At 67.8% G+C, this 13,389-nt stretch carries 7 protein-coding genes; 4 read left to right on the top strand and 3 right to left on the bottom strand.

The annotated features are described in order from the left end of the window. Positions 1-10 precede the first annotated feature (10 nt). On the top strand, positions 11-1,402 hold the full coding sequence (gene lpdA, locus VE326_00145) for a dihydrolipoyl dehydrogenase (protein ID HYJ31609.1): 1,392 nt from the start codon (positions 11-13) through the stop codon (positions 1,400-1,402). 339 nt (positions 1,403-1,741) lie between these two features. Here the strand turns inward: lpdA and VE326_00140 are convergent, their stop codons facing one another. Beyond that, positions 1,742-4,465, bottom strand: a complete 2,724-nt coding sequence (locus VE326_00140) for a FlgD immunoglobulin-like domain containing protein (protein HYJ31608.1) — start codon at positions 4,463-4,465, stop codon at positions 1,742-1,744. Between the two features lie 282 nt (positions 4,466-4,747). After that, positions 4,748-7,030: an acyl-CoA dehydrogenase gene (locus VE326_00135; GenBank protein HYJ31607.1), complete on the bottom strand. Its 2,283-nt coding sequence runs from the start codon at positions 7,028-7,030 to the stop codon at positions 4,748-4,750. A 102-nt stretch (positions 7,031-7,132) separates the two neighbouring features. On the opposite strand from VE326_00135, the gene VE326_00130 reads away from it, so the two are divergent. The 3 genes from VE326_00130 to VE326_00120 all read left to right on the top strand — a co-directional run bounded on the left by VE326_00130 (position 7,133) and on the right by VE326_00120 (position 11,780). Beyond that, positions 7,133-8,248: an aromatic ring-hydroxylating dioxygenase subunit alpha gene (locus VE326_00130; protein ID HYJ31606.1), complete on the top strand. Its 1,116-nt coding sequence runs from the start codon at positions 7,133-7,135 to the stop codon at positions 8,246-8,248. 155 nt (positions 8,249-8,403) lie between these two features. After that, positions 8,404-11,013: a DUF5916 domain-containing protein gene (locus VE326_00125; protein HYJ31605.1), complete on the top strand. Its 2,610-nt coding sequence runs from the start codon at positions 8,404-8,406 to the stop codon at positions 11,011-11,013. Between the two features lie 290 nt (positions 11,014-11,303). Further along, complete coding sequence (locus VE326_00120; GenBank protein HYJ31604.1) at positions 11,304-11,780, top strand: type II secretion system protein; 477 nt, start codon at positions 11,304-11,306, stop codon at positions 11,778-11,780. Here the strand turns inward: VE326_00120 and VE326_00115 are convergent. Then, on the bottom strand, positions 11,777-13,387 hold the full coding sequence (locus VE326_00115) for a M28 family peptidase (protein ID HYJ31603.1): 1,611 nt from the start codon (positions 13,385-13,387) through the stop codon (positions 11,777-11,779). The two genes, VE326_00120 and VE326_00115, sit on opposite strands and share 4 nt — an antisense overlap. Between the last annotated feature and the right edge of the window lie 2 nt (positions 13,388-13,389).

The raw sequence follows: 13,389 nt of genomic DNA, 5'->3' as shown, positions 1-13,389 counted from the left end.
CGGAACGGAAATGACAAACGCAAAACACGACCTGATCGTCATCGGATCCGGCCCCGGCGGCTACGTGGCCGCCATCCGCGCGGCGCAGCTGGGCCTGAACACCGCCTGCGTCGAATTCGAGCCCGCGCTGGGAGGCACCTGCCTTCGCGTCGGCTGCATCCCGAGCAAGGCGCTTCTCGAATCCAGCGAGCGCTATCACGAGACCAAGGAGATGCTCGCGCCGCACGGGGTGACCGTGCAGGGGGTCTCGTTCGATCTCGGCGTGATGATGAAGCGGAAGGACGAGATCGTGAAGGGCCTGACGGGCGGCGTGGACCTGCTGTTCCGAAAGAACAAGGTCACGCGTTACTCCGGCCGCGGCAGAATCACGGGTCCGGGCCGCGTGGCGGTGGAAGGCGGCGCCGAGCCCGCCACGCTCGAGGCCAAGAGCATCCTGATCGCGACCGGCAGCAAGTCGGCTCCGCTTCGCGGCGTCACCGTGGACGGCGACCGGATCGGCACCAGCACGGAGGCCCTGTCCTGGCCGGAGGTGCCGGGGCGGCTCGCCGTGATCGGCGCCGGGTACATCGGGCTCGAGATGGGATCGGTGTGGCTGCGACTCGGGTCCAGGGTCACCGTGCTGGAATACCTGGATCGCATTCTCCCCGGCATGGACGCGGAGATCGCGACGGAGGCGTTCCGGCTGTTCAAGCGGCAGGGAATGGAGTTCCGGCTGACCTCCAAGGTCACCGGCGCCAAGGTCGAGGGGAAGGAAGTCGTGGTCACGTGCGAGGGGCAGGAGCCGCTTCGCGTGGACCGCGTGCTCCTGGCCGTCGGGCGCGTGCCCTATACCGAGGGGCTCGGGCTGGAATCGGTCGGCCTGAAGCCGGACGACCGCGGCCGGATCCCGGTGGACGAGCACTATCGCACGTCGGCGGAAGGCGTGTACGCCATCGGCGACGTGATCGGGGGCGCGATGCTCGCGCACAAAGCGTCCGAAGAGGGGGTGGCGTGCGTCGAGTGGATCGCCACCGGCTACGGTCACGTGAACTACGAGGCGATCCCGGGAGTCGTCTACACGCAGCCCGAGATCGCGTCGGTCGGCCGAACGGAGGAGGAGCTGACCGCGGCCGGGGTCGCGTTCCGGAAAGGGGTCTTCTTCTTCCGGGGGATCGGCCGCGCGCGCGCCCTGGGCCAGATCGACGGGCGCGTGAAGATCCTGGCGGACGCCAAGACCGACCGGATCCTGGGCGTGCACATCATCGGCCCCCGCGCCGGCGACCTGATCGCCGAGGCGGTGGCGGCCATCGAGTTCAGCGCGAGCGCCGAGGACATCGCGCGAATCTGCCACGCGCATCCCACGCTGGCCGAGGCGGTGAAAGAAGCGGCGCTGGCCGTGGATGGACGCCCGATTCACGCTTAGACCCAATCACGCTTCGATAGAACTCGAGCGCCGAAGCGGCCCCGGGGCGAGAAGGCGAACATGCCCCGGGGCATGTTTATTTATATATTAACTGGACCGCACGACGTGAATCCGCGCGCTAACACACGCTCAAGATGGGCAAAATTCAAGACAGGTGTCGCGAGTTTCACACGCGCTAGCAGCGGTGAAATGGGTGGACAGATGTCGCGAATTTCCGACACGCAAGCGCGCCTCACGCCGAGACCGTACGAGGAGTGACCGAAGTTTGTGAGGGCTGTCGTCGAGAGCGCCAGAGCCGGCTCTGCGGGAGCGGCTTCGAGCTGCCGAAGCCCGCCCCGACTACTTCAGGAGGATGAGCTTCTTCGAATCGCGGAAGCCGGCGCCGGTCTCGATGCGGTAGAAGTAGACGCCGCTGCTCAGGCGCTGGCCGTTCGCGTCCTTGCCGTCCCAGCGCACGGTGTACTCGCCGGGGGCGTGCTGGCCGTCCACCAGCGTGCGCACCAGGGCGCCGCCCGCGTTGAAGATCCGGATCGTGACGGGGCCGGTCTCGGCGACCGAGTAGCGGATGACGGTGCTGGGATTGAACGGATTCGGCGCGTTCTGGCCGAGGGTGTTGCGGATCGCCGGCGCGCCGGAACCCGGATCTTCATCGACGCCGGACGGGCTGTAGCAGTTGGCCACCCCGAAGTAGCCCTGCATGATGTTCTTCGCGTAATTGAGACGCTCCCCGCCCTCTTCGATGTTGCTGAAATTGAACCCCTGGAAGAAGACCCGCGCGCTGTCCGAGCCGAACGAGACGTACTTCGTGGCGTACCGGGTCGCGGCGGCGAAGTTGTTCGGGTACTTGAGCGCGATGCCGACCTTTCCATTCGCCGCGCCCTGCGTCGACGTGGCGATCAGGTCGTTCTTGTCGAGAATCGGACAGTCGTCGTTCACGTGCATGAAGCGTCCGGCCGTCGGGGACCCGGCGAAGCCTTGAACCAGCGGGTGCAGCGTGTCCTGGGGCGCGTTCTCCCACATGTCGCGCAGGTATTTCATCCCGCAGGTGAACGACAGGAACGAGTTGTAGTCCAGGCTGTTCACGGTCAGGTCGTAGGCGACGTTGTCTCCGCCGATCCAGAGATTTCGACTCTTGCCCGTTTGCTGGATCCAGGTTTGGAGCAGTGCCTGATCCTGCTGCGACAGCGTGAACGCGGTCAGGCTGCCCGCATGCCAGATGATCGTGGAGTACTGGGTCAGCGCGCTCACCGGCGTCGGCGGCCAATCGTAGGGACCGGAGGTGCTGGCGCCCCCGGGAGTATTCCCCAGGGCGCTGGTGGGGGCGTTCACATCCCACGTGTCGAATTTGTAGCCCTGTGCTTTCAGGGCGTCGGCCCAGAGGTTCTTCGGCTCCCGACCCGAGTAGTTGTTGATGAAGAGTACGGTGGCGAGGCTGTCGAAGCAGGCGTTCGCCGGATTCGTCGCCGTTTTCAGCGGCAGGATCGCGGCCTGGAAATACGTGCCGTCGGTGATCGCTCCCGCCGGCAGGTAGGTCGTGGCGTCCGTGCTGTCGGTGACGCCGAAGTAGTATTCGAGATTGGTGTTTGCCGGATACGCGGCGGCCGGCACGTCCGCGTAGCGCAGGTTCGGGAGCGCGGCGGCCGATTTTCCGAGCGGCGTGGAGCTCCAGGAGCCTCCATTGAACCGGTAGTACATGAACCCCGTCTTGTACCCTCGCGAGCAGCTCACCTCGACCACCGCGCTGTCACCCAGCGCCGTGTTGAAGTTGTCGTCCTTGAAGAAGGCGGTCGTGCTGAACGTGTCGTTGAAGAGGTCGATGTCGCGCTGGATGAAGATGGGGGGCGCCACGGTGACCACGCCGACGGCGACGTTGTCGAAGAAGGTGTAGACCCCGTTCGACGATCCGATCCCGTCACAGTAGATGCTGCCGTAGTCGGTCAGTCCGAACTCGACCTGCACCGAGTCCCGGTTCGCCGCGCCGGGGAGCACCACCTTCTGCCGCGCCCAGTCCTTGGAAGCGCCGTAGTAGAGGACGCGCGTCGGATCCACCCACTCGGTCCATACCGGCTCTCCGGTGTTCCGGGTGCGGTAGCGCAGGTGGTAGAAGAAGCACGCGGCGGCCGGCAGATTCCGGTAGACGTCGAAGACGACGAAGCCCTCGCCAGGCTTGTTGATGAAGACGGACGGGGTCCGGAGGAGGTTGTCCAGGCGCGGCACCACCGAGAGCGTGGAGGCGTCCCAATCCGACCACACGTTGGTGCGGTTGGTGGTGCAGATGTCCTCGGTGAACACGTTGTTGCTGATCGCGTACAGGTCGCCCACCGGCGGGAAGATCGAGGGAGTCCAGCTGCCCTGGCCGTTCTCGCAGTTGTCGAAGAAGCGGAGCTGGGTGCCGACCTTGACGGTGATGTTGTCGATGGCCCAGCCATCGCCGTCATAGAGGCCGTCCTGGGACGAGTAGGCGGCGTCGCTGAGGAAGGAGAATCGGAACTGGACCTTCTGGTGCTGCGAACGGTCCACGATCGAGTAGAACACGGTGGCGATCGAGTCGGGAATGATCACCGTGGCCGTGTCGCAGGTCCCGTTGTTGGGCACCTTCCCGGTATAGTTGGCGATCGTCACCCAATCGTTCTGGCTGAGGTCGTACACCTCGATCCTGCCGAAGTCGAAGCCCTGCTCCACGTTGAGATGATGACGGAAGGAAAGCTTGATCGACGTGTTGTTCGGCAGGCTGTCCAGCCAGACGCCGTTCTGGAGATACTGCGTCCAGCTGTTCTCGTAACCGGCCCGGTTGGTGTCGTAGATCCAGGTCGAGTCGATCCGCCCGCACCACCAGCCGTTCCCCTGGCAACCGTAGAAGGTGTCGAGGTGCCACGCCGTCGGCTTGGCCGAGTTGTCGACGTGGGTCCAGTTCCCCTGATTGTTGATCGTGAGCGCGTTCAGGCTGTCCTGGAACACGACCGTCTCTTCCAGCGGCGGCGGCGTGAGGAGCGGCAGCCTCTTGGAGAGCGGGACCGTCGTGGACGGGGGCGTGGTGGGGATGGGGAATTCTTCGCGGATCACGCCGCGATCGGCCGGGCGTACCGGTCCTGCCGGGGAAGTCGCAGCGAACGCCGGCACAGCGGAAACCAGTGCCACGGCGAAGCCGATCAGGATGCGGAAGTCGCGCAGGTGCAAGCGGTTCGCCTAGGCTGTAGGGGAGTTGCCTTACGTGTCCAACAAGTATACCAGAACAGTGCCTCGACCGGCCACGATTCTACGGCCACGCCGGGGGCGCAACGCAAACTGTTTTTCAGTTATTTGCAGAACCTCAGTTTTTTGCAGAGCCGGAGATCCTGGCGCCTCCTAGACCGGCAGCTCCGCGAACTGCTCCAGCGGAAACGCGTCCACCTGGATCGCGTCGCGCCGCGCCACGTCCGCCTCGCGCCAGATCCGCCGCTCGTCCTCGTCGATCACGCCCGCCGTCAGGGCCGCGGCAAGCTGCGCCTCCGTATCGAGATGGGCGGGGATCCGCCTGGCCCGGACGGCCTCCTTGAGCTTCCGGTCGATCGGCTGGGCCGCGACCACCTTGGCGTAGGCCGCCTCGAGCCGGCCGAGGCTCCCCTCCCCGGCGGGAGGGATGTAGACGTCCGTCGTCATGGCCAGCCGGAGCGCGCGGTCGTCGAGCAGGCCGCGGGCGACCGCCGAGCTGAGACGGTCCGAGGGGGCCTTGGCCCGGAAGCCGAGCGGGAACGCCGCGAACCGGACCAGCCAGGCCGCCGGCCGGTTCGGCAGGTTGTCGAGAACGCCGGCGATCGCCGTCTCGATCTCATGGAAGGCGAAGTCGCAGGACCAGCGCACGAGCGGCAGGTCGCGGCGGAGCTGCCCGTCGTCCACGAAGCGCTTGAGCGCCGCGGAGGAAAGGTAGAGATACGCCAGCGCGTCCGCCAGGCGCCCGCTCAGCCGCTCGCGCCGCTTGAGCGTTCCGCCCAGCGTCGCCATCGCCGCCTCGGACGTGAGCGCGAACGCCGCGCTCAGGTGGGAGAGCCTTCCGAACAGGGGCCGTGCGGGACCGCTCACGGGAACGCCCTCGAACGCTCCTCCGGTCAACCCGTCCAGGAACGCGCGCCCCACCGTCGAGAGGACGTGCCCCAGGTGGCCGAAGAAAGCGCGATCGAAGGCCGCCAGGTCGCGCCTGGCGATAGCGGCCATCTCCCGCTGCACGTAGGGATGGCAGCGGATCGCCCCCTGGCCGTAGATGATGAGCGACCGGGTGAGGATGTTCGCGCCCTCCACCGTGATCCCGACCGGCACCGCGGCGTAGGCGGGCGCCATGACGTTGCGCGGGCCGCGCGAGATCGCCGCGCCGGCCTGGACGTCCATCGCGTCGTTCACCACCGAGCGCATCCCCTCGGTCAGATAGCGCTTCACGATGGCCGAGATGACCGCGGGCTTCTGCCCCTCGTCGATCGCGCCCAGCGACAGCCGCCGCGCCGCGTCCATGAGGTAGGTGCGCCCGCCGATCCGCGCGATCGGCTCCTCGATCCCTTCGAAGCGCCCGATCGGAAGGCCGAACTGCTCCCGAACGTTCGCGTAGGCGGTGACGGTCCGGGTGGCGAGCTGGGCGCAGCCCACCGCGAGCGAGGGAAGCGAGATGCCCCGGCCGGAGGCCAGGGTCTCCATCAGCATCCGCCAGCCGATCCCCGCGTTGGCGCTCCCGCCGATGATGGCGTCGAGCGGCGCGAAGACGTCGTGTCCTTCGGTCGGCCCGTTCAGGAAGGGAACCCCGAGCGGATCGTGGCGCGGTCCGATCATGATCCCCGGCAGGCTCGCGGGAAGGAGCGCGCAGGTGATCCCGATCTCTTCCTTGTCGCCCAGGAGCCGGTCGGGGTCGCGCAGCACGAACGCGAGACCGATCACGGTGGCGACGGGGCTCAGCGTGATGTAGCGCTTCGACCAGTTGAGGCGCATGCCCAGCACCTCGCGCCCCTGGTAGATCCCCTTCGTCACGATGCCGACGCTCTTCTGCGAGGTGGCGTCGCTCCCCGCCTCGGGCTCGGTCAGCGCGAAGCAGGGGATATCCTCGCCGCGCGCCAGGCGCGGCAGGTAGTGCCGCTTCTGCTCCTCGGTCCCGTAGTGGAGGAGCAGCTCGGCCGGACCGAGCGAGTTCGGCACCATGGCGGTGACCGAGGCCGTGACGCTCCGGCTGGAGATCCTGGTGATCACGGCCGAGTGCGCGTTCGCCGAGAACCCCAGCCCGTCGTATTCCTTGGGGATGATCATTCCGAAGAAGCGCTGCTTCTTGAGGAAGCTCCAGACCTCCGGCGGGAGATCGTGGCCCTTCATGACCTCCCACTCGTTCAGCATCCGGCAGAGCTCCTCGACCGGGCCCGCCAGGAAGGCGCGCTCCTCGTCGGTGAGCGCCTTGGCGCGGAACGCGAGGAGCCGCTTCCACTCCGGCCGGCCGGAGAAGAGCTCCGCCTCCCACCAGACGCTCCCCGCCTCGAGCGCGATCCGCTCGGTGTCGCCCATCCGGGGCAGCGCCCCGGCGACCAGCGGCATCAGGGGCCTCGTGATGAGATTGCGGCGGATCGGCGGGACGAGAAGGATCAGCACCAGCAGGGCGAGAACGATCAGCAACACGATCACGGGTCGGACTCCTGTCCTTGGGGTACGGCGCGCGCGGGCCCATCATAACCCAGCGAATCCCGTGGCGGGGCGTCGTTTGAATCCCTATTCTCATCGGCCTCCATGGGCCCGTTCCGAAGCTTTTCCATCGCGGAGGATATCCGCGCCGCCTCCACGCTCCCCGCCTGGGTCTACTCCGACCCCGGGGTCTTCGCGGCGAGCCGCGAGCGGGTCTTCGTCCCCTCCTGGCAGCTGGCGGGGGATACCGATCGCGTCAAGGTTCCCGGGCAGGTCTGCCCCGTGTCCCTGCTGGAGGGGATGATCGACGAGCCGGTCCTGCTCACCCGAGATGCCGAAGACCGGGTCCATTGCCTCTCCAACGTCTGCACGCACCGGGGCAACCTGGTCGTCGAAAGCGAGGGGGTCGAGCACGTCCTGCGCTGCCGCTATCACGGCCGGCGCTTCGCCCTGGATGGGCGGTTCCACTCGATGCCGGAGTTCGACCGGACGCAGGGCTTCCCGTCGCCGGCCGACGATCTTCCGCGCGTCCCGTTCGGGACGTGGGGGAAGTTCCTCTTCGCCTCGCTCCGCCCCGCCGTGCCGCTCGAGACCCTCGTCGGACCGATGGACGCCCGGTGCGGCTGGATGCCGATCGCCGACGCGGCGCTGGATCCGTCGCGGACCCGCGAATACATCGTGCGCGCCAACTGGGCGCTCTACTGCGACAACTATCTCGAGGGGTTCCATATCCCCTACGTGCACGCCGCGCTCTCGGACGCCCTCGACTATGGCCAGTACACGACCGAGACGCACGGGCTCTCGGTGCTGCAGGTGGGTGTGGCCAAGGAGGGAGAGGACGCGTTCGACCTGCCGCGCTCCTCGCCCGACCACGGCCGGAGGATCGCCGCCTACTACTGGTGGCTCTTCCCGAATCTGATGTTCAACTTCTATCCGTGGGGCATCTCCGTGAACGTGGTCCGCCCGCTGGACGTGGACCGGACGAAGGTGCTCTTCCTCGCGTACGTGTGGGATCCTTCGCGCCTCGACCGGGGAGCCGGCGCGGCCCTGGACCGCGTGGAGCGCGAGGACGAAGTCATCGTCGAGAGCGTGCAGCGCGGCGTCCGTTCCCGCCTGTACGAGCGGGGACGCTACTCCCCCACCCGCGAGCAGGGGGTGCACCGGTTTCACCGGCTCCTGGCCGAGGTCCTGGGCTCCGAGAGCGGACCGGCTCCAACCTAACCGCCCCAGGCCCTGTCGAAACCCTACGCAGCGCACGACCGGTCGAAACTTCCAGGCAACCGAAGCCGGTAGTGATTCCGTTGGCCCTCGAGCCTCGCCGCGTAAGGAGATCGCCTATGTCCCGCGCAGGAGCCCGTATCCGTTCCGCCTGCGTCATGCCGGTTCTGCCGCTCGTCCTCGCCCTGGGTATCGGAGCGTTCGCGGCCGCGCCGGCCGCCGCGCTTCCCGGCTTCTCACCGACCGACGAGGGGCCCTCGTACGCCGATTCCGCCGACGGCCGCAAGTCGACGAGCCCGACGATCCAGGCCTACCGTCTCGACAATCAGGAGATCCGTCTCGACGGCCATCTCGACGACGCCGCGTGGCAGGCCGCGCCGGCAGCCCGCGGATTCACCGTGTGGGAGCCCGACCGCGGCGTGGCCCCCGCGGAGCAGACGGTCTTCAAGGTCGCGTACGACGAGGGCGCCGTCTACTTCGGCATCGCCTGCCTGAAGAGCGATCCGAAGGCGAAGATCGCGGCCACGCTGACGCGCCGCGACCACATGACGAACTCGGACATCGTCGCGATCTACCTCGATCCCTATCACGACCACACGACGGGCTATGCCTTCAAGGTGAACCCGCTGGGCGTGCAGCTCGACTCCTACATCTATAACAACGGCGACGGCAACGACGACGACTGGGACGCGGTGTGGGAAGCGGAGACCTCGCGCGACGACCAGGGGTGGTACGCCGAGATCCGGATCCCCTTCTCGGCGATCCGCTACCGCTCGGGCGAGGACATGACCTGGGGACTCAACGTCTGGCGCTTCATGCAGGGGCTGGGACAGGACACGGCCTGGCACACCTGGGACCGGAAGCAGGCCGGCTTCGTGAGCCAGTTCGGCCAGCTCACGGGGCTGCGCGGGATCCGCGCTCCGCGCCAGATCGAGGTGCTCCCGTACGTGGTGCAGCGCGAGACCGACCACGCCATGATCTCCTCCCCGAGCCGGCCCGACCGCCTGGACGGGTTCCAGGACGCCGGCGCGGACTTCAAGTACGGGGTCACGTCGGACCTGACGCTGAACGCGACGGTGCAGCCCGATTTCGGCCAGGTGGAGGCGGATCCCGCCGTGCTCAACCTGTCGCCGTTCGAGACCTCCTACCAGGAGAAGCGCCCCTTCTTCGTCGAGGGGAGCCGCTTCTTCCAGCATCCCACGTTCAACCTCTTCTACTCGCGGCGCATCGGCACCGGCGATGAGAACGCCCGGATCCGCTACGCCGGGAAGCTGACCGGCAAGACGGTGGGCGGGATCTCGGTCGCCGCGCTCGCCGCCTCCACCGATCTCACGCAGGACGGGCAGGCGCACAACATCTTCAAGAGCGGCGACCGGCTGTCGCGCTTCTTCGTGGGACGCTTCGGCAAGGAGTTCGCGCAGGGGCGCCATCAGATCAACTTCATGCAGACCGGGGTTCTCAACACGGCCGATCGCGCCACCTGGGGCGACCGCGCCTCGCGCGAAGCCTACACGAGCGGGCTGGACTTCGCGCTCACCTCGCTGCACCGGTCCTGGCGCGCCAGCGGCTCCTTCGTGGGCTCGATCATCAACTCCGAGCCGGCGCCGGGGGCGAGCGACGCGCCGCGCTACGGCACCGGAGGCACGTTCCAGGTCGACCGCATGGGCGGGAAATGGCGCGGGAACGTCGGCGGCCGGTGGGAATCGGCCAAGCTCGACATCAACGATCTGGGCTATCTCCAGGCCCCGGACGAGATCAACAGCTACGCGTGGCTGCAGCGGCGGTTCAATCCCGAAGGAAAGAGCCGCGTGTACAACAGCGCCAATCTCAACTTCAACTTCAACCGCTCCTGGATGTACGCGGGGCGGACCGGATACGACCTCGGCACGGGAATGCCCGCCTGGCACTACGAAGCGGGCCATCCGCAGTACCTGGCGTCGAACATCAACGGCTGGATGCAGTTCAAGAACTTCCGCGAAGCGTGGTTCGGCGCCCTCTTCAACGACTGGGGGCACCACCGCTACGAGACGCGCGGCGGTCCCGTCATCAGCGAGCCGCTCACCTACGGGGGCTGGGTCGGCGCCTCCACCGATCGCCGGAAGAACCTGAACGCGTCGTTCGAGACGAGCTGGAACAAGGACGTCGCGCAGAACGTCTCGCTCGACCTGACCACCAACATCAACTGGAACCAGTCGAGCGCGGTCAACCACACGCTGAGCCTGGGCTATCACAACCGCTACGACGACACCCAGTACCTGGACCAGCGCCCCGTATCGATCTACGGCGGGCAGGGGATCGGCGGGATCTCCTACATCTTCGGCGACATCCACCAGCAGACGGCGTCGGTCACGCTGCGCTCGAGCCTGCTCTTCACCCGCAACCAGTCGCTCGAGGTCTATGCGGAGCCGTTCCTCACGGTGGGCAAATACAGCCGGGCGCGGGAGCTGGCGCGAGCCGACAGCTACGACCTGGTGAACTACGCCGGGCACAACGTGGACGCGAGCAACAACCCCACGACGCCCTACGATTTCCGGGACAACGATTTCAGCTACTCGTCGATGAACGTGAACGTGGTCTACCGGTGGCAGTACCGCCCGGGGAGCACCTTCTTCCTGGTCTGGAAGCAGAGCCGCGAGCGGTTCGAGGATCGCTCGATGTTTTCGATCGACCCCAACCGCTTCGAGAGCGGCCTCGGCACGCGCACCCTGTTCCGGAACGAGCCCGAGAACACGCTGCTCGCCAAGATCACCTACTGGCTCCCGATCTGAGCGCTTCGCCCCGGAGGGCGTTCGCGCCTTCCGGGGCTTGGACCGGTCCCCCCGACCGGGCCGGCGGACGCGCCGGCTGAGGATTCCCCCCTCCACATCGCATGCGGGCCGCCGGGGGGGCGGCCCCTGCTCACCCGCGGCGGCCCCGTCCTCCTCCGCCCAGCGGCCCAACGGCTCCTCCGCCATCGGGTTCACGCCTTCAAGAACGCCCCACGGAGCGCCGATACTCCTAGCGCGGAACACCGTCGCACGAAGCGCCGACGATCGCCAAGGAAGGAGCCGGAACCGGGGTGCTCCGAGGATTCTCCAAGGGGCTGACGATGCTCGAGCTCGCCGTCGCCATGACGGTGGTCGGCATCCTCGCGGCCGTCGCCATCCCGAACTACATGAACTTCATGCGCGACGTGCGCGCCGCTCAGGCCGTCGCCGACATCCAGGCCGTGCGCGCGGCCGTGTACCTGTATTTCGGCGACCACCAGCACTGGCCCCCCGAGGAGCAGGCCGGAGTCGTGCCGGTGGAGCTCGCGCCTTACCTTCCGCGCGACATGATCTTCTTCAAGAGCACGTACAAGATCGACTATGACAACTGGATCACGAACGGGGGGCAGTCCCGGTTCCCGGACGTGGGCGTCCTCGTCGGAGTGTCGGTCATCTCCGCGGACAAGTCGCTGCTCCAGGCGGCCAAGTCGCTGCTGGGGCCCCAGAACACGGTCAATCTCTCTCCGAGCCGCACGACCCTCGTCATCGCGAGCGAGAAGGGCTTCTAGCTCGGCCCCGGCTCGTAGCGCCGGAAGAACGAGGAGGGCTTCCACCGAGGCCGCGCGGGACGGTCGGCCACGTCGCGGGTGAACCGGAGCAAGAGCCGGTTGAAGTCGTCGGCCGCGCGGAAGTCGATCGGCTGGCGCGTGTCGTCGGAAGGCGCGTGGTAGCGGTTCTTCCTCCAGAGCTGGAACCGCCGCACCACGGCCGAGTCGCCGCCGGGACCGATCTCCACGAAAAGCGACGGAACCCCGGCGCGCACCAGGCTGTACTGGTCGCTTCGAACGAAGATGTTCTGGGCGGGCTCCGGATCGGGCTCCACCTTCACGCTCGAGGACTCCGCGGCGGCCCGGAACCAGTCGCCGAGATCCGACTCGTCGGCTCCGTAGGCGATCACGGAGCGGAGCGGAGCGATCGGCAGGAACATGTCCAGATTGAGGTCCGCCACCATGCGCCCCACGGCTGCGGGCGGATGCGCCGCGAACACGCGCGAGCCGAGGAGTCCCTCCTCCTCGCCCGTCACCGCGAGGAGCACGATGGAGCGCCGCGGCGGGGAGCCCGAGCGCAGCGCGCGAGCGATCTCGATCAGCGTCGCCACCCCGCTCGCGTTGTCCATTGCGCCGTTGTAGATCGAGTCGCCCGCGATCGGCGCGCCGATCCCCAGGTGATCGAGGTGCGCCGAGAGCACGATCGACTCGCCGCGCAGCACGGGGTCGCTCCCCGGGATCACGCCGACCACGTTCGGACTCTCCACGGCCCGCCGCGTGAGCCGGACCCGCGCGCGGATCCTGTAGGGGAGCGCGAACCGGGGAAGCGGCTGGTTCGCGTCGGCCCGCTGGAGAATCTCCGCAAAGGTGTGCCCGCTCCCCTGGAAGAACCGCTCTGCGCGATCGGGATTGGCGTACAGGGCGAAGCGCATCCCTCCCTTCTCGTCCAGGGAGGAATCGGCCAGCGTGAAACCCTCCTCGAGGCGGGTGAGCCTCGCGCGCTCCCACGGGAGCGACCGCACCTTGGGATTGGAGATCGTGACCAGGCCGATCGCGCCGCGCTCGCGGAGCCGCGCCCAACGTTCGCCCGTGGATTGGGCATGGGCGGCGACCGTGGAGGGGACGTCGCGCGGCGCGCCGCGCAGGTAGACCGCGACCGCGCCCCGCAGGTCCAGCCCGTCCAGGTCGCGCAAGCCCGACTCGGGCAGCTCGAGACCGTGCCCGACGAACACGGCGGGGGCATCGATCGAATCGGCGGCATCGAGCGACGCGGAGAGCAGCGCGTCCTCCCCGAGATCGAGCGTGTCGGCGCGATCCCGGCGGCTCAGAACGACCGAGCACTCCGGCTCGACCACTCTCCGCGCGACGAAGGAGGCCGGCTGAAACCAGCCGGCGGTTCCCGCGGGGCGCGCTCCCGCCATCTCGAACTCGTGCGCGACGTACTGCGCCGCGGCGAGGTAGCCGGGGCTTCCCGTCTGGCGACCCTGGCGGGCGTCGTCGGCGAGCCAGCGGACGTGCCGCCACCAGGATTCGGCGGGCGCGGGAGCGCAGGAGGCGAAGAGCGGGAGCGCGAAGAGGGCGGCGGGTAGAAGCGAAGCGAAGCGGCGGCGTATCGGGCGCAGCCGCACGA

It is taken from the genome of Candidatus Binatia bacterium, from assembly GCA_035631035.1.
Taxonomy (GTDB): domain Bacteria; phylum Eisenbacteria; class RBG-16-71-46; order SZUA-252; family SZUA-252; genus DASQJL01.
Note: the sequence above shows the minus strand (reverse complement) of the source record. Positions and strands in the feature narration are given on the sequence as shown.